Source organism: Inquilinus sp. OTU3971 (assembly GCF_038440215.1).
Genome location: NZ_JASATH010000053.1, coordinates 1 through 20,235 on the forward strand (window position 1 = coordinate 1; position 20,235 = coordinate 20,235).

Sequence of the window (20,235 nt, forward strand, 5' to 3'; positions counted from 1 at the left end):
CTAGCGGTCACGGGCGCTTCATGAACGCCTGCAAGCGCGGGACCATGAAGTTCAGGAACAGGCGGATGCGCTGCGGCACGCGCTGCCCGCCGACATAGAGCGCGTGCACCTCCTCGGTGTCGGACTCGGTCACGGCAACCTCGACGAGCCGGCCGGCGGCGATATCCCTGTCGATGTGGAAATCGGCGAGCCGCGCGATCCCCACTCCGGCGATGGCGAGCCGGCGCACCGTTTCGCCGTTGTTGGCCAAAGCGTTGCCACGGGCGATACGCTCCGCGATCGGGCCGCCCTGCCTGCTCGGCCAGACCGGCGTTCCGCGCCGGAAATTGAAGCCGAGGCAGTTGTGCCGATCGAGATCCTCGATCGTCGCCGGCGTGCCGTGCTTCTCGAGATACGCCGGTGCCGCCACCATCTTCCGGCGGGCGACGCCGATCCGGCGTCCGGTGAGGCTCGAATCCGCCAATGAGCCGACGCGGAACGCGATGTCGGTGCGGTCGAGATAGAGATCGACGATCTCGTCGGACAGGGACAGGTCGACGACGATGTTCGGATGCTTCTCCCAGAAAGCGGGCAATTGCGGCTCAATGCCGAGGGTTCCGAACGCGACCGACGCGTTCACACGGACCGTTCCCCGTGCCGTCTGTGCGCCCTGGGTCAGTTCCCGCTCGATGTCGTCGAGATCAGCCAATAGGGCGCTGCTGCGCTCATGGTAGAGGCGCCCCTCTTCGGTCAGCGAGAATCTGCGTGTCGACCGCTCGATGAGCCGAGCGCCGAGCCGCTGCTCGATCCGGAAGATGATCTTGCTGACCGTGGAGGGCGTCATGAGCAGCTGCCGCGCGGCTTCGGAAAAACTGCCGGCTTCGACGACGCGGACAAACACCATCATCTCGCCGGCCCGGTTGTCCATGAAATCTCTCCGTCCTGATTTGTGAAGCCGTATCACAAATCATGTGCCGGCGCCGGAATTATCAATGCGGTGCGGTTGGCCTATCTGCTGCGGGACGCCATCCTTCGCTGCTGTTGACGGTCGACGCTAGAGGGCATCGAGAGGCACCGCATCGGGCGATGGCGTCCCCGATCTGATCCTGCCGCCGGGACGTCCCAGTCCGACGAGCGCAGCAAGCGGCAGGCCGGGCTGCCACGCCTTCGGAGGACACCTTCGCCATGAGCAAACTGTTCGAACCCTACAAGCTTGGGCCACTCACGCTGCGCAATCGCATCGCAATGGCGCCGATGACCCGTTCGCGCAGTCCGGATGGGATCGCCGGCGACCTCACCGCGCGCTACTACAGACAGCGCGCGGCGGCTGGCCTGCTCGTGACGGAAGGCACGCCGATCTCCCGCACGGCCGAGGGCTTCCTCTTCATCCCCGGGATCTACACGGACAGCCAGGTCGCCGGCTGGCGCAAGGTGACGACGGCCGTCCACGATGAGGGCGGTGTGATCTTCGCGCAGCTTTGGCATGTCGGCCGGGTCAGCCACGTCTCGATCCAGCCCGACGATATCGACCCGGTCAGCTCGACGGCACAGATCGCGCGCAACTCGCAGGCCTGGGGCTACACAGAGAATGGCGAGCCCGGGCCGGTCGACGTGTCGAAGCCCCGCGCCCTCACGACGGCGGAGGTGGAAAGAGTTGTCGAGGACTTCGCACAGGCTGCCGTCAACGCCATCGTGGCCGGCTTCGACGGCATCGAGGTGCATGGCGCAAACGGCTACCTGGTGGAGCAGTTCCTCAATCCGCTGGTGAACGACCGGACCGACATGTACGGTGCCGCCTCCGTCGAAAGCCGCTCGCGATTTCTGCTCGAAGTCGTGGACGCGATCATCACCAAGATCGGTGCCGATCGAACCGCAATCCGGCTGTCGCCCTATGGCGGACTGTTCGACATGGGCGTCTATCCGGATATCGAAGAGACCTATGTCTACCTGGCCGACGAGCTGTCGAAGCGGAACCTGGCCTACATCCACCTGATGGACCAGCGGTCGCGAGGAAGCTCGCCGATCCCCGCCGGCTTCCTTCACAAGTTCCGAGCCCGCTACAAGGGCACGCTGATCCTCGCCGGAGGCATGACCCGGGAACTGGCGGAGCGCCACATCGAGGACGGGCTGATTGACGTCGCCGCGTTCGGCGAACCGTTCATCGCCAACCCCGATCTCGTCGAGCGTCTGCGCAACGGCTGGCCGCTCGCGCGGGCAGACCGGGCCCTTCACTACGGCGGCGGGGCCCGCGGCTACACCGACCATCCGACCTACCAGGCTGCTGAGGTGGCCTGAATCCGATGTCGCCGGTCGGTCGTGCACCGGATCGGCGTTGAAGGAGGACAGATCCATGAAGATTTTCGTGACCGGAGCGAGCGGCTACATCGGTGGCGCTGTCGCGACCCTTCTCGCTTCCCAGGGGCACCAGGTCCGTGGCCTCGTGCGCAGCCCGGACAAGGCGACAGGCGTCAGGGCGAAGGGTATCGAGCCTGTGATCGGCATTCTCGACGACGCCGAATTGCTGACCGCCGAAGCGCGGGCAGCCGATGCCGTGATCAACGCTGCCGACAGTGACCATCAGGGAGCCGTCGAGGCGTTGCTGGCCGGCCTAGCTGGGACCGGCAGGCCGTTCATCCACACCAGCGGGACCAGCCTCGTCGGAGACGAGGCTATGGGCGAGCCTTCGGATGCGGTCTTTACGGAAGACACGCCGGTCGCGCCGGAACCCGACAAGAAGCATCGCGTCGCGCTCAACAGGCTGATCGTCGATGCCGCTCCCGGAGTGCGCACAATCGTGCTCTGCAACAGCCTGATCTACGGCCATACCTTCGGCCCGCCTGCGCAGAGCGTGCAGATTCCGCCGCTTGTCGCCCAGGCGAAGGAGAGTGGCGTTCCTCGCTATATCGGCCGCGGTCTCAATGTCTGGTCGAACGTCCATATCGCCGACATCGCCGATCTCTATGCCCTTGCATTGGAGAAGGCGCCGGCTGGGAGCTTCTACTACGTCGAGAACGGCGAGGCGGCCTTCGGTGATCTCGTCCGTGCCATCGGCAAGGCACTCGGGCTTCCCACATCGGCCCAGTCATGGCCGGCCGAAGATGCCGTTGCCAAATGGGGCCGCGAGCTCGCGGTCTTCGCTCTTGGTTCGAACAGTCGCGTCCGTTCGGCGAAGGCGCGCCGTGAGCTCGGCTGGCAGCCGATGCACGGCTCGGTGATCGAGTGGGTGGAACACGAGCTCGTTCGCTCCTGAAGTCCCCAATTGCGGCTGGGCCGTGGAGGCCCGGTCGCTGCCGACCGCCGTCCCTTGACCCTCACCTCGGCGCGAGATCAGAGCGCCGCCCTACCTTCGTCCAGCATCTTGGGCGGATCCCTCCGCCTCTGCCTCGACAGCGGCGGCAGCGGGCGTTGAAGAGATCAATCGACAGAGAACGAAAGGCAGACATTATGGCCCCAACCGCCGGCCGCATTCTACGCCCGCTTCTGCCGGGTTTGGCGGCGGTTCTCCTCGCCGTGGGTGGCGCCGCAGCCCAGGAGTTCGCCACCAAGGATGCGCCCTTCGATTCTGTTGCGCGTGCGGCGTTGAAGGAACGGGGCGCTCCCGATGGCCTGACGCTGTGGGCGATCGACGAGCTCCAGGGCAACCACACCTCTTCTGTGCGGCCTCCTGCGCAGCGCAATTGGTACAAGGATGCGGCTGGCAAGAACTGGGCTGTGCAGTTGACTGCCCAAGGTCGCGTTATCGTCGTCTATGCGCCATAAGCCGTGATGCGGGCCTGCCTCAGGGATCAGTCAGGGGCAGGTCTATCATGCTTGCCCTGACCCATGATCCGAATGGCTCAATCGCTGTCGTTGTGTGTTATCTGCCCCGACATCGCCGTCCGGCCCGCGGGTTCCAAGCTGATCCTGCCTGACAGCAATTACCTTGGCGCTATCACGCAGGGGGCGGGAACCATTCACCACGTCTGCTATTAGAGACCCCGGCGCTCCTAGCCGGTGTTGACGCTCCTCAGGGGAGAGCTGATCGATCATGCTTGGTTCTCGGCCACGAGTCTCTGATACCCGCGGTAGCCGTTGCTGCGGACCCTCGGAGCGACTGCAAGCGCGGCTAAGATCACAACAGGGGCAGAGGAGAGACGCGCATCGGTGTCACTGTCCAGCGTCAGTCGCAGAGGACGTCTCGCGCCGACGAGGGAAGCGTGATCCGCTTCCGCGGACGAACAGTCGGACGAACCCATGATGCGTCATCAACTTCTTCGACCGAATGATCAAACAATCCGTTGGATCGATCAGCCCTAGGCCCGCGCCGAGCGCACACGAAGTGTAGTGAAGAGCGCCGTCGTCGAGGCAGATAATCGCTTGCGTTACTGCAATCTTGACTTGCGTGGCAGCTTACTCGGCGCCGCGGCCCGACACGGCTGACGTCGCGAATGCGGAGCTGGATACGATCGGCAGGTCGCCTTCGAAGAGCGGCCGTGACCGACCGATCTCGCCGGCCAGATAGTCCAGAAACACGCGCACGCGGGCGGACTGACGAAGGTCGGGATGGGTCAGCAGCCAGAGATCCGCCGCAAAGTCGGGATTCGGCGGAGCCAGCCGGACTAGTGTCGGACGAACATCGCCGATGAAGCACGGCAGATGTCCGATACCTATACCGCTCTCGACCGCCTCGGCCAAGCCGAGGACCGTGTTGATCTTGTAGGCGATCCGTTCCGGCGCGACGTGCTGTCGGACGAACCGCACCGCTTTGAGCGTCGCCAAGTTGTCGCCGAGCGACACCCACGGTCGACCCTTGAGGTTCTCGAAGGCCGGCATCTCGGGCTGCGGGAAATCGGCCGCCCGTCCGTAGAGCGCCCAGGCAATCCGGGCGACCCGTCGGCCCACCAGCGTCTCTGGCGGGTTGTCCGTGGCTCGGATCGCGACGTCGGCATCCCGTTTGGAGAGATTCAACGGCTCGTTGCTGAGCACAACATCCAGCCGCACATCAGGGCACTCGCTCTGGAACCGAGCGAAGAGCGGAGTCAGAAGGTGGATCAGGAGGGAGTCATTGGTGGTGACGCGCAACTCGCCGGTCGGCGAGATCGTCCGCCCCGCGACTTTGCGGGTGAAGCCGGTGATGTCGTCGTCCAGGCGGGTGGCCAACTCCGCCATCTCCTCGCCGACCGGGGTCAGGACATAGCCGGAGCGGTGCCGTTCGAACAGCGTCACGCCGAGAGCCTGCTCGACCTGGCCGAGGCGGCGAAAGACGGTCGAATGGTTGAGGCCCAACTGCACGGCGGCTCCAGGCAGGCCTCGAGAGTCCGCGATGGCCTTGATCAGCCGGAAATCGTCCCAGGAGATATTGCCGAACGGCTCGCCCATATCTTCAATCCTGCGCGCTTCGTGGATAAGCGGTCGAGCCAGGATGTTCTTATCCCATCCGCACAGCAAATTGCCTTGTTGCAGTACTATCTTTGCATTGATGCAAGAATGCAGCCATCGGCTTCCGGGGCAGGCGGCATTATTTGAAGGCCTCGGGCGGGCCGACGGGGCTCGCAGCTCGGAGGTACATGATGCGTAGCAACGGCATTCATCACGTCACGGCGATCGGGGGCGGCGCCCAGCGGAACCTCGACTTCTACACGCGGGTGCTCGGACTCCGCCTGGTGAAGAAGACGGTCAATTTCGACGATCCCGGCACCTACCACTTCTACTATGGCGACGAGACCGGCCAGCCTGGCACCATCCTGACCTTCTTCCCCTGGGCCCATGTCGCGCCGGGACGCCTCGGCGTCGGCGAGACCCAGGAGACGGTGTTCCGGGTGCCGGAAGAGTCGATCGGCTATTGGGTGCAGCGCTTCGTCGAGAAGGGCGTGCCGCACCAGGCCATCGAGCAGCGCTTCGGTGAGACCGTGCTGGCCTTCAAGGATCCGGACGGCATGCGCCTGGCGCTCGTCGCGGTCCCGGGTATCGAGGCCGAGCCCGGCTGGGCCGGCGGCGAGATCCCTGCGGAGCATGCGATCCGCGGCTTCCACAGCGTCAGCCTGCTGCTGGAGGATGCGGCGCCGACCGGCGCGGTGCTGAGCGACGTGTTCGGCTTCACCGAGGTCGGGCGGGAAGGGACTGTTGTCCGCTATCGGGCCGGTGACACCGCGATCGGCGGCATCGTCGATCTCCGCGCGGCCGGCGGGTTCCTGCCCAGCCGTCCGGGCGCCGGCTCCGTGCACCACATCGCGTTCCGCGCGACCGACGACGCGGCGCAGGCCGAGATGGTGAAGCGGCTGGCCGAGAACCACCGGCTGCTCACCACCGAGCAGAAGGACCGCAACTACTTCCGCTCGGTCTATTTCCGGGAGCCGGGGCATGTGCTGTTCGAGATCGCCACGGACATCCCGGGCTTTGCGGTGGACGAGCCGGCGGGCACGCTCGGCCAGGCGCTGAAGCTGCCGCAATTTCTCGAGCCGCATCGCGCCGAGATCGAGCGGGTCCTGCCGGCGGTCGCCTGACGCCCTGTCCACCCTCGCCGGAGGCCGCATCCCACGGTCTCCGGCCCAGTCTTCACGCCAGAGATCGGGAGCATGCGCGATGACCCAGGCGCAGTCCTTCACCCACCGGTTTGAGCCCGGCCAGCAGCCGGATGCGCCGCCGCTTCTCCTGCTGCACGGCACGGGCGGCGATGAGAACGACCTGCTGCCGCTCGGGCGCCTGGTCGCCCCGGGCGCCTCCCTCCTGTCACCCCGCGGCAAGGTGCTGGAGGGCGGGATGCCCCGCTTCTTCCGTCGGCTCAGGGAAGGCGTGTTCGACGAGGAGGACGTCCGGGCCCGGGCGCATGAGCTCGCGGATTTCGTCGCCGAGGCGCGGGCGGCCTATGGGTTGGCGGCCCCGCTGGCGCTCGGCTTCTCCAACGGGGCGAACATCGCCGCCGCCATGCTTCTGCTGCGGCCGGAGGCGCTGGCCGGCGCCGTGCTGCTCAGGGCGATGGTCCCCTTGAGCGACCCTCCGGCTGCGGACCTCCGGGGCAAGCCCGTCCTGCTGCTGTCGGGCCAACTGGATCCGATCGTGCCGGCCGACAATGCGGCGCGCCTCGTTGGGATGCTGAAAAGCGCCGGCGCCGCTGTTCGGCATCGCGTCCTGTCAGCTGGTCATGGCCTGTCGCAGGCCGATGTCGCGACCGCGAGCGCATGGATCAGCGAGCTTGCGGCCGCATCTCCGGGCCTGGCCCGTGACCTTGGGTGAGATTGCACGCCGACTCATTGGTTGATGCCGGACTGGTTCCTTCGTCCTATTGCCCAAACTCACCGGGCTTTTGCAAATAGGGATGCCGCCGTCCCGAGGCAGCCAAGTCCAGCAAGAGATCCCGCGCTCGCGATGGCAATCGACGCCGGTTTTCGGCCCGTCGATGCAGCCGCGGCCGATGGGAACGAGAAAGGAATCGGTCATGCGGGTTCAGAGAGCGGCGATTCTGTCCTGTTCGTCACCACCAAGCTATGGAACAGCGACCAGGACTACGATCACGCGCTGCAAGAGTTCGACGCCAGCCTTGCGACACTCGGGTGGATCACGCCGACCTGTGGCGGATAGATACGCTTGACGGCAACTATGGGCACACCGGCCCGAACCCACTGACGACCAACGTTTGGAGATACGTCTCTCCTGCCTACATTTTCTGGCTTGAGATTCATCCCCTAACTTGTCGGCCAGATCTAGTGCGCGTAGTCCACCGCCACTGGTACTGGTGTATCTTCCGATGGGGAGACAGACTCTTCGGCTCACCATCGAACTCATTCTTTAGGCACCGAAGCATATCCGTCGCGTCCGCGCGAAGGTCAATTAGATCACGGGTCGAAAGGCCTTTAACCTCGGCCACGGCGCGCAGGTATCTGCGGCGCTTGCGGAATTTGCTCTGCAAACTGATGATCAGGGGGACGAAAATCATGGTTCGGATCCTCTGCATGCCGCCTCTCGGCGCGGGCAGTTCTCCTCCCCAAACACGCGCAAATCTTATCACGGTTATGCTGCGATGCAACATAAATGCTGCATCGCAGCATCCTGCGCCTTCACACTTGGTGCCAGCGCTGGAGAGTCGCTGTAATCGGCGCCACCTGGTGTGGTCACCCCGCAGTTCGTGCGAAATCAAGCGTTTGCTGCGCCGATCGGCGCCGAGACCCCGCGCCGATCTACAGATAGTCGAGCGATTCGTCTCCACACGGGTGCTGTCGAGCAGCATCTCCATTGCCGGGCCATCCGACCTCCGTCACATGCTCAAAATATAGGCAACATCTACTATGAGTAAATTTTGGGCCACTGGGACTTGCGCCGAAGCGATGGCCGTGCTTATGTTGCAGTGCGGTATGCAGTTTCTAACTGCTGCCGTAACGCACTTCTTGGGCGTTTCCTCCCTAAACTCGGGCCGCATCCGGCAACGGTGCGGCTCGCTTTCTTTGGGAACAGCGGATCAGCAGCTCGACAGTGCGCCGCCCGGCCTGGGCGTCAGGGCGAAGCCGAGCGGACGTCCCCCGTCCATCGGTGAGCGCGTGAGCTTGCCGGTGCGTCCGCCACGGCTGATGCCGATCGCCTGCGCGCGGCTCCCCTTTGCCACCGGCAGCCGAGCGATGCGTCTTCACTTGGGTGCCGTCGAGCAGCGCCTCCGTCACCGCGCCGCCGGTTTCGGCCAGCGCGATGAACACCTTCCGTCACACGCCCTTTGCTGCCCGGCGAACATGCCGGTTGTGCAGGGTCTTGGCTGGCCCGTAGACCGCCTGGCATCCTTCCATCGGCGGTCCGATTTCAGCACATGTGTGATCCCGCTGATCACGCGACGGTCGTCAACTCGCGGTACGCCTCGCGGCTTGTTCGGCAGCAGCAGTCACAACCGCTCCATTGACCATCGCTCAGCCAGAACTCCGACCCCATCACGATCTTCCTCCCAGCCGAGATCGTGAATCACATAACCCCCAACGTGAAGAGCCCCTTTATGGATCCCGCCCTAGACCGCGATGGCGAGCTTGTATGGGCATCGGTGGTATCCTGTCCCCGCAACCACCTTTGTTATAACTCCATCCACATCGACGTCTGAGACACAGCCCCGCCCCAAAAAGGCGGGGCTTTCTGCATTCTGACGAACGTTCACGGGGAAGGCTAGACCTGCTCCAAGCGCCGTGACCAGCACACGGGTAGCGCACGTCGCACGCTCCGCCACGCCGTCCATGTCGGGAATGTCAGACGCGAAGGCGGACGTCCAGGCTGCCTTGCGAAGCAGACATGTGCGGTGCCCGATAAGGGCGATTATCGGGCGTTGACGCCTCCGCCTGGGAGCCGGAGCGGCTAGAGTCATCCGGTCGCCCGCCCCGGAGGCTCCGTGCCGTTCGCCGTCACCCTCGATCTCGATCCGCATGGCGCCGGCGCCCTGGCGCCGCTGATCGACGCCGTCGAGCGGCCTGATCCTCATGCAATGACACCGCGACGGGCCAGGATCGCGCCGCATCTCTCCTTGGCCGTCTATGACCGCGTCGTTCCGGCGGCCATCACCGTGTCGCTGCACGCTTCACCGAGGCACAGCCGGCGACCGCCGCCCAGCTGGCGAGCCTGGGCCTGTTCCCAGGGCCGCCCGCTGGGCGGCAAACCCGATCATCTCCCGCAGCAGATCCGCGTCGGCGCTCTTCTCCATCAGCCCGCGCAGGGCCATCATGTCGTCGGTCATCTTCGGTTCCTTCGGTTCAGGTTGGTGTCAGTAACCAGACCCTGCCGGAGAACCGTAGATGACCATCGCTATGGATAAGTAGCCCGCCGCCGCCGGACTCGTGGCGGTCGCTGCGACGGGCTACTTACCCACAGCTCCTACACCACCCGAGGGGACACGACCGGAGTTTCCGTTGCTGGCGCACACGCCCTTCGCCGTCCATCAAATACGCGCCAGTTCACGGCTCCCAGATCGGCGGACTTTCAATTGATGCTCGCAACGCCTCGGTAAAGGCCCGAACCTTGGCACTCGGCTGCGGCAGAGCGCGCAGGAGGTGGATGCCAGCCGGCGCATCGTTCCAGGGCTCGTCGTCCGGCCGCAAGCGAACCAGTCTCCCCGTCCGAATGTCCGGCCCGACCACCCAACTGGATAGGAACGCGATTCCTATGCCCGCCTGGGCCGCCGCGCGCAACGCCTCGAAGTCGTCGGAACGGAACGTCACCCTACCGTTCCCGGCATGACCCGCCGGGCAGCCGAGCACGTCGCGCCAGCCAAGGAGATCGGCGCCGTGCAGCTTGTCGACCAGATGGTGCGATGACAGATCCTCGATGCTTTGTGGTGTACCAGCACTCGCCAGATAGGTCGGGCTTGCCACCAAAAGTCGCGTCAGCGGCGCGAGCCTTGTGGCGATCAGGGTGCTGTCGGTCAGCGCGCCCATGCGGATGACCACGTCGAGGCGCTCGATAACCGGATCGGCCAGCCGCTCGGTCAGGTCGAGCTCGACATTGAGTGCGGGGTTCTCGGCCTGCAACGCAGCGACGACCGGCAGGACATAGCGCTTGCCGAAGGTCGGGAAGCAGGCGATCCGCAATGTGCCGGAGACGGATCCGTCGAAGGCGGAGACCTCGGCGTGGGTGTCGGCCAGTTCTTCGAGATGCCGCAGGGCCCGTTCGTGGAGACGCTGGCCAGCATCAGTGAGAGTGAGGGCGCGCGTCGAGCGGATCAACAGGGCGACGCCCAGATCCGCCTCCAGCGCATCGATCTGGCGCACGATGGCTGAAGGGGTCACCGCGCGCCGACGGGCGGCGCCGGAAAAGCTGCCCGCCCGGACGACGTCGACGAAGGTGGCGAGGTACTCGGCGAAATGGGGTCTCATCTTTGCGATCCAGGCAAAGCCGTTTGACGAAAGCGTCAGCTTATCGGCGATCCGCGACAGTCGCATATTCGTCGCCGTCAACACAGTGACCGGGCCTCATCGCGGGGCAAATCACACGGACGTTCCATCTCGCAAGTAGCGACAGCGATGAGGGAAAGCTCGAAATACGGCGCTCCCTGACGCGGCGCACAAACACACGGGGCGCCATCGCTGTGCACATGGCATCCCGCCTGCGCAGCGAGGGAATCGCGCGCCTGAAGACAAGACGCAATTGAGAAGGCAATGCCATGAAAGTCCTCACCGACAAGATCCTCTCGCAGTCCGCCTACACAGCCGAGATCGACGTTCCGCTGGAAAAGGTCGACATCGTCGACTGGCTGTTCAACCTGCCGGAAGCCGAGTATCTGCGCTGCTGCCCGCCCGACCATATCGGCTCCGGCGTCACGACGACCGATGAAGGCCGCCCCATGGTCATCAATGTCGAGATGATCGGCACCGGGCTGGTCATCCAGCACTATGTCGCCGAGGAAGCGACGGCGAGCTATTGCCGGATGAACTCGATCTCCGACGTGTTCACCCCTGTCGGGCGCACGCAGGTCAACGTAATCTGGGAACTGATCGCTGAGGCGATCGAGGGCGGGCGTACCCGCTACACCAACCGCGTCACCTCGCACCCGACCGACGTGTTCATGGACTTCGTCGCCGCGCACGGCCAGACCTTCGAGCAGGCGGCGACAGCCCGGCAGGAAGCCGGCGGCGATCATAACCGCCGCGAGACGCCGCTTTTCGCCGCGAGCATCGCCCGCCGGGCGGCTGCCAAGGCCGCCGCGAAATGAAGGTGGTGGTGTTCGATGATTTCAGCGAGGCGGACGTTCTCCGCCTCGCTGAAGCGCCGATGCCGAAACCGCGTCCCGGCGATCTCCTGGTCAAGGTGAAGGCAGCCGGGTAAATCGCGCCGATCTGCTGCAGCGGCAGGGCTATTACGGCCGCCAGAGCTATGGCGAGAGCGACCTGCTCGGGCTGGAAGTGGCCGGCGAGGTGATCGCCGTGGGCGACGACGTCACGGATGTCCATGCCGGTGAGCGTGTCATGGCCATGGTCGGCGGCGGCGCCTATGCGGAGTTTGCCCGCGTGGATCATGGCATGGCGGTGCGCATTCCCGACGGTCTTGACGATATCGGGGCGGCAGCGGTGATGGCCTTTCCGTGCAACGCGTGTCAAAAGCGACGCTAAGGAAAGTGTTTGTTGTCAAATGGGTTAGGGTGGTCGCTCTGGTGTCCGCTCGCGGGAGCCGAGTGCGATGGCCGCCTTTCGCGCCAAGCCGGTGACCCTCAGGTCTGCATGGGCCAATCTCAAGCAAGGTCGGACGGCCGACGACAATGTTCGGGACTGGGCTGTCTTCTCTTCGAATGCTCAGGTGAGAGAAGCCACCCATACGAAGGTATTGTTCCGGCAATCCTAATTCAGAGGATAGATGAACCTTCGTAGACTGGAGGCGCAGGCAGAGATCATCATAACATTTTATCTGACATAACGATGACTCTCGGAGAAAAAATAGGGCGGTTCAAATAAATCAGAAGAATATAAGAAGATCTGTGACGGTACTGCCTTGGCTTTCCGATACGGAGGTTGGGAATGACGCACTCCGCCGAAGAAGGGACGCGCCTGCTCCATGACATACCGATAGGGCTGAACGCAACCGGCCTGCGCCGCGAATTCGACAGCATGGGCGAGGTCGAGGTCCCGGCCGATCGGTAGTGGGGCGCCCAGACCCAGCGATCGCTGCAGCATTTCTCGATCGGCGGGGATCGGATGCTGAAGGCGGTCTACCACGCCTACGGCACCGTCAAGAAGGCCTGCGCCCTGGTGAACGCCGCGGCCGGCCGGCTCCCGGACTGGAAGCGCGACGCCATCATCCGCGCGGCCGATGAGACCATCGGCGGCCAGCTCGACGACCACTACCCGCTGTTCGTCTGGCAGACCGGGTCGGGCACCCAGTCGAACATGAACGTCAACGAGGTGATCGCCAACCGCGCCATCCAGCTGCTGGGCGGCACGCTGGGCTCGCAGCACCCGATCGGGCCGAATGACGACGTGAACATGGGCCAGTCGTCGAACGACACCTTCCCGACAGCGATGCACATCGCCACGGTCGAGGCCATCCGACGGGGTGCTGGTGCCGCAGGCGGCGAAGCTGGCCGAGACCATCGAGCGCAAAGCCGACGGCTGGATGAAGGTGGTCAAGATCGGCCGCACCCATCTGGAGGACGCCGTGCCGCTGACGGTCGGCCAGGAATGGCACGGCTGGGCCGGCCAGATCCGCGCCGCCGTCGCCGCGATCGAGGCGAGCCGCGCCGGACTCTACGAGCTGGCGGTGGGCGGCACGGCGGTCGGCACCGGCCTCAACGCGCCGAAGGGCTTCTCGCAGCAGGTGGCGACGAAGATCGCGGAGCTGACGGGCAAGCCCTTCGTCACCGCGCCCAACAAGTTCATGGCCCTGGGCTCGCTCGACCCCATGGTGCGCGCCCACGCCGCCCTGCGCGGGCTGGCGGTGGCGCTGATGAAGGTTGCCAACGACATGCGCTGGCTCGCCTCGGGCCCGCGCTGCGGCCTGGCCGAGTTGCAGCTGCCCGAGAACGAGCCGGGATCGTCGATCATGCCGGGCAAGGTCAACCCCACGCAGTGCGAGGCGATGGTGATGATCGCCATCCAGGTCATGGGGAACGACACCGCCGTGGCCTTCGCCGGCAGCCAGGGCAATTTCGAGCTGAACGCCATGCGGCCGATCATCATCAACAATGTCCTGCATTCGGCCCGCATCCTCGCCGATGGCTGCGAGAAGTTCCGCCAGTTCTCGGTGGAGGGGACGGAGCTGAACCAGGACAGGATCAAGGGCTATGTCGACGGCAGCGTCATGCTCGTCACCGCCCTGTCGCCAGTGATCGGTTACCAGAACGCCGCGCACATCGCCGAGAAGGCGATCGCCGACGGCACGACCCTGAGAGAGGCCGCGCTCGCATCCGGCAAGGTCGACGCGGCCCTGTTCGACAAGACCATCGACCCACTCAGCATGGTCGGCCACGGCCTGGCCGGCGCCTGACAGGAAAGGACAGCACCATGATCCGATGCGTAAGGCTGTGGACCGGCGACGACGGCAACTCCCATTTCGAGGAGGGGGTCATCGACCTGTCCGGCGGGGAAAGAGGCGATATCCGGACCGTCGCGGTCGCGGCCACCAACCTGTCGTTCCAGGAGACCGGATCCGGCGGATCCTATGAGTGGCACCAGGATCCGGTCCCGCGCTTCGTCATCACCCTCAGCGGCACGCTGGAGTTCGAGACGGTGGGCGGCGAGCGCTTCACCATCCGCCCCGGCGACATCCTGCTGGCGGAGGACAACTCCGGCACCGGCCACCGGTGGAAGCTGATCGGCGACGAGCCATGGCGGCGCGCCTATGTGGTGTTCCCGACCGGCGCCGCGCTTCCGTTCAAAGCCAACTCCCCCAAGGCCTGACCCACAGGAGCCGACCCATGCCGACACAGACCGACACCCCCGATGTGGTCCTGATCGGGGCGGGCATCATGAGCGCCACGCTCGGCACCGTGCTCAAGGAGCTGGAGCCGTCGCTCTCGATCACGATGTTCGAGACGCTCAAGGACTGCGCCCAGGAAAGCTCCCAGGCCTGGAACAACGCCGGGACCGGCCATGCCGCCAATTGCGAGCTGAACTACACGCCGCAGCGCCCGGACGGCACCGTCGACATCTCGAAGGCGCTGACGGTCAACACCGAGTTCGACGTCTCGCGCCAGCTCTGGGCCTATCTCGTCCGAAAGGGCGCGATCCCGGATCCGCGCGCCTTCATCCATCCCTGCCCGCATATGAGCTTTGTCTGGGGCCAGGAGAACGTCGCCTTCCTGAAGACCCGCTACCGGGAGATGTCGGCGCATCACTGCTACCAGGGCATGGAGTACAGCGAGGATCGCGCCCAGATCGCCGAGTGGGCGCCGCTGATCATCGAGGGCCGCGACGAAAGCCAGCCGATCGCCGCCACGCGCATCATCACCGGCACCGACGTGGATTACGGCGCGCTGACCCACCTCCTGGTCGGCGCGCTGTCCAAGCAGCCCGGTTTCGATGTCCGCTACGACAGCCGGGTCGTGGCGCTCGACCGCGAGGCCGGCGGCCGCTGGCGGGTCACGGTCGAACACACCTATGACGGCACGCGGGAGACCGTGTCTGCCGGCTTCGTCTTCATCGGCGCCGGCGGCGCCTCGATCGAGCTGCTGCAGAAGTCGGGCATTCCGGAGGGTCATGGCTATGGCGGCTTCCCGGTGAGCGGCATCTGGCTGCGCTGCGACGACGACGCCGTGAGCGCACGCCACCACGCCAAGGTCTACGGCAAGGCCGCCAGCGGCTCTCCGCCCATGTCGGTGCCGCATCTCGACACGCGCGTCATCGGCGGCAAGACCTCGCTGCTGTTCGGCCCCTATGCCGGCTTCTCCAGCAAGTTCCTGAAGCACGGGTCGCTCACCGACCTGTTCCGGTCGATCCGGCCGGACAACATCGTCCCGTTGCTCGACGTGGCGCGCGACAACCTGCAGCTGACCGAATACCTGATCGGCCAGGTGCTGCAGAGCGCGAGCCATCAATTCGCGGCCCTGCAGCAGTTTTTCCCCAGGGCGACGCGCAACGAGTGGAAGGAAGCCGTCGCCGGCCAGCGCGTCCAGATCATCAAGCCCGACAAGGAGCGGGGCGGCGTCCTGGAGTTCGGGACCGAGCTGATCCCGGCCGCCGACCGGTCGCTGGTGGCGCTGCTCGGCGCTTCGCCCGGCGCTTCCACGGCCGCCTTCATCGCCACCGAGGTCCTCAAGCTCTGTTTCGCCGACAGGCTGACCGAGGATGGCTGGCTGCCCGCGGTCCGGCGCGTGTTCCCGACCTGGGGCATCGACCTGACCGTCGACGCCGACGCCTGCCGCAGCACCCGGGCCGATACGGCCCCGGTGCTCGAGATCGCCAGCATCTGAGCCCACGCCGGAAGGCGCACGGGCGAGCCGATCGCCCGAACGGGCGCTGCCGCCCGGCCGGCACCCATCCCGCATGTCTTGGAGTTGCACCGATGAACGCCGCCGACCTCTTCCCCGACGCCCTCCACTCGGTGCGCCTCCGCCACATCCACGGCGTCGTGGGCGCTCAAGGCCGCCATGAGCGGCGGGGCGACGAGCTGATCGAGGTCGCCCGGAGCAACCTGCTGCGCTGACGCGGCGCCGCCGGTATCGGCGTCGGCAGGCCCGTCCGACGCCGATCACCCCTTCGGTTCACCGGATACCGCACGGAGCGAGTCATGGACCTGACAGCGCTGCTGCTTTCGCGCCTGCAATTCGCCTTCACGGTGTCGTTCCACATCATCTTCCCGGCCTTCACGGTCGGGCTGGCGGCGTGGCTCGCCGTGCTCGAGGCGCTGTCGCTCGCCACCGGCCGGCCGGTCTACCGCCGGCTGTTCGACTACTGGCTCGGGATCTTCGGCGTGGCCTTCGGCATGGGCGTCGTCTCGGGCATCGTCATGGCCTTCGAGTTCGGCACCAACTGGAGCGAGCTGGCGCGCCGCACCGGCTCCATCCAGGGGCCGCTGCTGGCCTATGAGAGCTTCACGGCCTTCGCCCTGGAGGCGGCGTTCTTCGGCGTCGTGATCTTCGGCCGGGACCGCGTGCCGCGATGGTTCTACATGCTGGCCTGCGTCATGGTCGCGGCGGGCACCAGCCTGTCGTCCTTCTGGATCATGGTCCACAACAGCTGGATGCAATGGCCGGTCGGCTTCGGACCGGGGCCGGACGGGGCGTTCGTCCCCACCGACTGGTGGGCCATCATCTTCAGCCCGGTCGTCCGGGTCCGTTTCCCGCACATGATCCTGGCTGCCTATGCCACATCCGCCTTCTGCGTCGCGGCGACCGGGGCCTGGCACCTGCTGCGCGGCCGCTTCAAATCCGACGCCCGGACCATGCTGCGCATGGGGCTGGGCCTCGCCGCCGTGCTGGTTCCCGCCCAGCTGCTGTTCGGCCACCTCGTCGGCGACTACACGCACGACAAACAGCCGGCCAAGTTCACCGCGATCGAGGCACGCTGGCATGACGAGCAGCCGGCCTCCGAGGTCGTGATCGCCTGGCCCGACCCGGAGCAGCAGCGCAATCGCTATGCCCTGAACATCCCGTATCTCGGCAGCCTGATCGGGTCGATGAGCCTCGACAGCAAGGAGGTCGGGCTGACCGACTTTCCGGAAGCCGACCGGCCGCCGGTGCTGATCCCGTTCTTCGCCTTCCGCATCATGGTCGGCTGCGGGCTGCTGATGCTGGCCCTGGCCTGGCTCGGCACGGTGCTGATGGCGACCGGCGGGATCGAGCGCCAGCGCTGGTTCCTGCGGGCGACCTTCTGGTCGTTCCCGCTCGGCTTCATCGCCACATTGACCGGCTGGTTCACGGCCGAGGTCGGCCGGCAGCCCTGGGCCGTCTATGGCCAGGTCCGGATCGCCGACGCGGTGACTCCGTTCCTGACGGCGCCGCAGGTCGCGGCCAGCCTGGTCATCTTCGTCGCCGTCTACACGCTGATCTTCCTGTTCGGCGGGGTCTACATCTACCGGCTGCTGCAGCGCGGGCCGGTCGTCCCGCCGGACTACGCCGAGGCAGCGATCAATCCTAAGCGGCTCCTGTCGATGGCAGGACAGGGGCCGGGCGTGCCTGGCACCACCCTATGACGCGATCCGCCGGCGTCGCGAGCGGGTGCCGTTCCTCTGCGGCATCGCGATCTTCGCCGCGGCCTTCGGCACGCTCGCCCTGTCCTTCTATCCCTACATGGTGCCGTTCTCGATCAGCATCGCGGATGCGGTGTCGCCGCCGGCCAGCCTTGCCTTCATGTTCTGGGGCGCGGGCATCATCGTCCTGCCGATCACGCTGATCTACACGCTCGTCGTCTACTTCGTCTTCAAGGGCAAGGTCGATCCGGGCGCGGACTACCACTGAGACGAGGCCATGTCCGCCGGCAGCGCGAATCGGACGGGGCGATGGCCCAGTCATCGGCCCTATGCCGAAGTATTTGGCTCGCGACCGGAATGCAGAGTCGGAGAACTGCCTGCACGCAGGTCGATGCGGCCCGGCCGCCACGCGAGGCTTCGATCGTAGCGACCGGGTCGCCGGCGCCAATGAAAGCGCGGGTTCATTTTATCAGACATATTACGGAACGCAGTCGGAACAAATTCCGAGCACGTGTCGACGTGATTGTAAGGCGGCGACGCCGACTGGATGGTCAGCGACCATGTCCTCCGCCGCCAAGGCCACCGTGGCCGAACCCGCCATGGCCAAAATCATAGGTCATGACGTGGCCATCCGCGTGGTAGTCCCCATGGCGCAAGTCATCGTGCCGCCCGTCATCCGAGCCCCGATAGCCCCCATAATCATAGAAGCCATACGGATCACCATAGTCACAGCCTGGATCGTCGTCATACGGCAAGCACGCGCTGGCGACAGAATCGGCAGCGTCATTGCCGTCGGGCGCGGAGGCGTAGCTGCCAACAGCGGAGGGTGCATAACTCGTGCCGGGGGCGGAGGCATAGCCGCTGTACGACGCGCATCCTGATAGGGTCAGTGCGATAAAGCCGACGAGCAGCAGAGCCGGCGCTCGACCGCGTGTCATCGCGATCATCCTTAGGTGGTTTAGCCGGCCAGTGTAAGTCTGATGGGGCTTCCCCTGCGAGCCGGTCTCTACCCATGTGGGGAACGCAAACAGCGCTTCCATCAACGACAAGGTAAAAGATGTGTGAAAAACCGTTCACGATGACACTGGGACCTCCGTCAAACATTTGCCGAAGCTCGAGCAAGATCGGCTGACCTCGTCGCCAATCAAATAATTGTTTTCATTGAATGATAACGGGACAGTTATCGCGCATTGGACAACTCGTTGCGCGGTGCCGGTCGGGTAGAATCGTGGTCGGGCGGCACGACGCCGCGGCCGATGTCCGGGCGATGAGGGGATGACGATGCGAAGCAACGACGCCACGGTGCCGGCAGACAGCGCTGCAATCCTCCAGCTTGGCGTCGCCCATCCGGACGCCCGGATCGACCGTGAGGATGGCCGCACCGCCCGCGGCCGGCTGCAGCGCCGGGCCATGAGGGCAGGGCACCTGGCCACCAGAAGGCGTTGGCGCAAAAGGCCGACCAGCTGGTCGAAGCCTCGCTTTCCGAGAACACGCGGATGGCCTACGGCAAGGCTTGGAGCGCCTGGTGCCTGGGCTTCGGCCTCGACCCAACCGGAGAGAACTCTGATGCCGCGGCCGACGAGCGCTGGCTGGTCATGCACCTCACCGCCCTCTCAGAGAAGCGGTCGCTCAGCACCATCCTGCTGCGGCGCGCCGCGGTCGTCTCCATCCGCAAGCGGCTGAAGCGGCCGCTGCAGCTCGATGACGCCGGGTTCGAGGCCTTCCTCAAAGGCCTGCGCCGCATTAATGTCGCCCGGCCGGTGCGCAGGGCGGCCCTGCTCGAGCCGAACCTGCGCGCCGCCTCCCTGGTGCTGACCCCGGACGCGCATCCCGACCTGGCCGGCGCCGCGCTCGCCGGCGGGGCAGGGGAGGGGCGCCAGGCTCTGCGGGACACCCGCGGGGTGCGCGACATGGCGCTGCTGCTGACCGGATTGGCCGGCGGCTTCCGCCGCTCCGAGCTCGCCGCCTTCTATCTGCGCGACCTGTCGTTCTCGGCCGAGGGCCTGGTGCTGTTCGTCGGCCGCTCCAAGGCCGACCAAGAGCGCCACGGCGCCGAAATCGGCATCGAGGCGGTGCCCGGCTCGCCGCTCTGCGTCGTCGCCGCCCTGCGGCGCTGGCTCGAGGTCCGCGGCGATGCGCCCGGCGCCCTGTTTTGCCGGCTCGACCGCGGTGGCAACCTGGAGGCCGGCGCCGACGGCCGGCTGCTGCCGGTCGATCCGGCGACGATCGCGCGGGTGGTCAAGCGCGCGATCGCCCGCACCGGCATCGACGCGGGGGAGTTTTCGGGGCACAGCCTGCGCGCCGGCATGATGACCGCGGCGGACCGGCTCGGCGTCCCCTTCGAGCGGGCCATGGAGCACGGCCGCTGGAAGAGCTACGTCAACCCTGCTCGATGCGCTGCGAACGAGAACGAGGGCCCCAGGCCGGGAGACGGCACCCGAGATTCGTGAGAACAAGCGATGGGCAGCGACGGGAAGACGGTCGACCTGAGGACGCTAAATGCGCCGGCGGAGGATAGAGGCCGGCTCCTCGAGCAGTACGAATGCGGCCCGATCCGGTTCACCGGGACGGGCGATGCGCTCTATGACCGGCGTCTCCTGTTCGATGGCAGCGTCGATCCTGCGGCAGTGGGACCGCGAGTGTGAATCGGTTCGACGTCGCGACCCTCAATATCAAGCCGCAACTCCCAATTCGGTTGATCTA

General features: G+C 65.8%; 20 protein-coding genes and 2 pseudogenes. 16 read left to right on the forward strand and 6 right to left on the reverse strand.

Translation table 11 applies throughout. The features are described from left to right. Positions 1 to 7: 7 nt before the first annotated feature. Positions 8 to 907 carry a LysR family transcriptional regulator gene (locus AAHM41_RS15410; RefSeq protein ID WP_342237440.1) on the reverse strand — a complete coding sequence of 300 codons (900 nt, stop codon included), beginning with the start codon at positions 905 to 907 and terminating at the stop codon, positions 8 to 10. Positions 908 to 1,164: 257 nt separating this feature from the next. Between AAHM41_RS15410 and AAHM41_RS15415 the strand changes: the two genes are divergently transcribed. The 3 genes from AAHM41_RS15415 (at position 1,165) to AAHM41_RS15425 (ending at position 3,738) form a co-directional block, all read left to right on the forward strand. Further along, positions 1,165 to 2,274, forward strand: a complete 1,110-nt coding sequence (locus tag AAHM41_RS15415) for an alkene reductase (RefSeq protein ID WP_342237441.1) — start codon at positions 1,165 to 1,167, stop codon at positions 2,272 to 2,274. 55 nt (positions 2,275 to 2,329) lie between these two features. Further along, positions 2,330 to 3,229, forward strand: a complete 900-nt coding sequence (locus AAHM41_RS15420; protein WP_342237442.1) for an NAD-dependent epimerase/dehydratase family protein — start codon at positions 2,330 to 2,332, stop codon at positions 3,227 to 3,229. A 194-nt stretch (positions 3,230 to 3,423) separates the two neighbouring features. After that, entirely contained in the window at positions 3,424 to 3,738 is a 315-nt protein-coding gene (locus AAHM41_RS15425) for a hypothetical protein (RefSeq protein ID WP_342237443.1), read from the forward strand. Positions 3,739 to 4,368: 630 nt separating this feature from the next. Here AAHM41_RS15425 and AAHM41_RS15430 read toward each other — a convergent pair. Next, positions 4,369 to 5,337: a LysR family transcriptional regulator gene (locus AAHM41_RS15430; RefSeq protein ID WP_342237444.1), complete on the reverse strand. Its 969-nt coding sequence runs from the start codon at positions 5,335 to 5,337 to the stop codon at positions 4,369 to 4,371. Positions 5,338 to 5,525: 188 nt separating this feature from the next. On the opposite strand from AAHM41_RS15430, the gene AAHM41_RS15435 reads away from it, so the two are divergent. The 3 genes from AAHM41_RS15435 to AAHM41_RS15445 all read left to right on the forward strand — a co-directional run bounded on the left by AAHM41_RS15435 (position 5,526) and on the right by AAHM41_RS15445 (position 7,536). Next, entirely contained in the window at positions 5,526 to 6,461 is a 936-nt protein-coding gene (locus AAHM41_RS15435; RefSeq protein ID WP_342237445.1) for a ring-cleaving dioxygenase, read from the forward strand. Between the two features lie 79 nt (positions 6,462 to 6,540). Then, a complete protein-coding gene (locus AAHM41_RS15440; protein ID WP_342237446.1) occupies positions 6,541 to 7,191 on the forward strand; it encodes an alpha/beta hydrolase in 651 nt (216 codons plus the stop codon). Positions 7,192 to 7,323: 132 nt separating this feature from the next. After that, complete coding sequence (locus AAHM41_RS15445) at positions 7,324 to 7,536, forward strand: hypothetical protein (protein WP_342237447.1); 213 nt, start codon at positions 7,324 to 7,326, stop codon at positions 7,534 to 7,536. Positions 7,537 to 8,394: 858 nt separating this feature from the next. Here the strand turns inward: AAHM41_RS15445 and AAHM41_RS40610 are convergent. From AAHM41_RS40610 to AAHM41_RS15455, 3 genes and pseudogenes are all read right to left on the reverse strand, one after another. Beyond that, a pseudogene (locus tag AAHM41_RS40610) lies at positions 8,395 to 8,821 on the reverse strand (transposase); the annotation flags it as partial. A 678-nt stretch (positions 8,822 to 9,499) separates the two neighbouring features. After that, the gene (locus AAHM41_RS15450) at positions 9,500 to 9,655 is read right to left on the reverse strand and encodes a hypothetical protein (protein ID WP_342237474.1); all 156 of its coding nucleotides are present in this window, start codon (positions 9,653 to 9,655) and stop codon (positions 9,500 to 9,502) included. Between the two features lie 217 nt (positions 9,656 to 9,872). Continuing rightward, on the reverse strand, positions 9,873 to 10,856 hold the full coding sequence (locus AAHM41_RS15455) for a LysR family transcriptional regulator (RefSeq protein ID WP_342237448.1): 984 nt from the start codon (positions 10,854 to 10,856) through the stop codon (positions 9,873 to 9,875). Between the two features lie 221 nt (positions 10,857 to 11,077). Between AAHM41_RS15455 and AAHM41_RS15460 the strand changes: the two genes are divergently transcribed. The 9 genes and pseudogenes from AAHM41_RS15460 to AAHM41_RS15495 all read left to right on the forward strand — a co-directional run bounded on the left by AAHM41_RS15460 (position 11,078) and on the right by AAHM41_RS15495 (position 17,800). Further along, complete coding sequence (locus AAHM41_RS15460) at positions 11,078 to 11,626, forward strand: hypothetical protein (RefSeq protein WP_342237449.1); 549 nt, start codon at positions 11,078 to 11,080, stop codon at positions 11,624 to 11,626. Positions 11,627 to 11,753: 127 nt separating this feature from the next. Continuing rightward, positions 11,754 to 12,023, forward strand: coding sequence for an alcohol dehydrogenase catalytic domain-containing protein (locus tag AAHM41_RS15465; RefSeq protein WP_446719453.1), 270 nt, complete (start codon positions 11,754 to 11,756; stop codon positions 12,021 to 12,023). A gap of 579 nt (positions 12,024 to 12,602) precedes the next feature. After that, a pseudogene (locus AAHM41_RS40615) lies at positions 12,603 to 12,893 on the forward strand (lyase family protein); the annotation flags it as partial. 127 nt (positions 12,894 to 13,020) lie between these two features. Further along, positions 13,021 to 13,890, forward strand: coding sequence for a lyase family protein (locus AAHM41_RS40620; protein WP_446719452.1), 870 nt, complete (start codon positions 13,021 to 13,023; stop codon positions 13,888 to 13,890). A 17-nt stretch (positions 13,891 to 13,907) separates the two neighbouring features. Then, the gene (locus AAHM41_RS15475; RefSeq protein ID WP_342237451.1) at positions 13,908 to 14,303 is read left to right on the forward strand and encodes a cupin domain-containing protein; all 396 of its coding nucleotides are present in this window, start codon (positions 13,908 to 13,910) and stop codon (positions 14,301 to 14,303) included. 17 nt (positions 14,304 to 14,320) lie between these two features. Next, complete coding sequence (gene mqo, locus AAHM41_RS15480; protein WP_342237452.1) at positions 14,321 to 15,814, forward strand: malate dehydrogenase (quinone); 1,494 nt, start codon at positions 14,321 to 14,323, stop codon at positions 15,812 to 15,814. A 92-nt stretch (positions 15,815 to 15,906) separates the two neighbouring features. Then, on the forward strand, positions 15,907 to 16,047 hold the full coding sequence (locus tag AAHM41_RS15485; RefSeq protein WP_342237453.1) for a hypothetical protein: 141 nt from the start codon (positions 15,907 to 15,909) through the stop codon (positions 16,045 to 16,047). Between the two features lie 84 nt (positions 16,048 to 16,131). Then, entirely contained in the window at positions 16,132 to 17,535 is a 1,404-nt protein-coding gene (locus AAHM41_RS15490) for a cytochrome ubiquinol oxidase subunit I (protein ID WP_342237454.1), read from the forward strand. A 4-nt stretch (positions 17,536 to 17,539) separates the two neighbouring features. Next, positions 17,540 to 17,800, forward strand: coding sequence for a cytochrome d ubiquinol oxidase subunit II (locus AAHM41_RS15495; RefSeq protein WP_342237473.1), 261 nt, complete (start codon positions 17,540 to 17,542; stop codon positions 17,798 to 17,800). 283 nt (positions 17,801 to 18,083) lie between these two features. Here AAHM41_RS15495 and AAHM41_RS15500 read toward each other — a convergent pair whose 3' ends face one another. Further along, the gene (locus AAHM41_RS15500; RefSeq protein WP_342237455.1) at positions 18,084 to 18,470 is read right to left on the reverse strand and encodes a hypothetical protein; all 387 of its coding nucleotides are present in this window, start codon (positions 18,468 to 18,470) and stop codon (positions 18,084 to 18,086) included. Between the two features lie 504 nt (positions 18,471 to 18,974). On the opposite strand from AAHM41_RS15500, the gene AAHM41_RS15505 reads away from it, so the two are divergent. Further along, the gene (locus AAHM41_RS15505) at positions 18,975 to 19,982 is read left to right on the forward strand and encodes a tyrosine-type recombinase/integrase (protein WP_342237456.1); all 1,008 of its coding nucleotides are present in this window, start codon (positions 18,975 to 18,977) and stop codon (positions 19,980 to 19,982) included. The last annotated feature ends 253 nt before the right edge of the window (positions 19,983 to 20,235 follow it).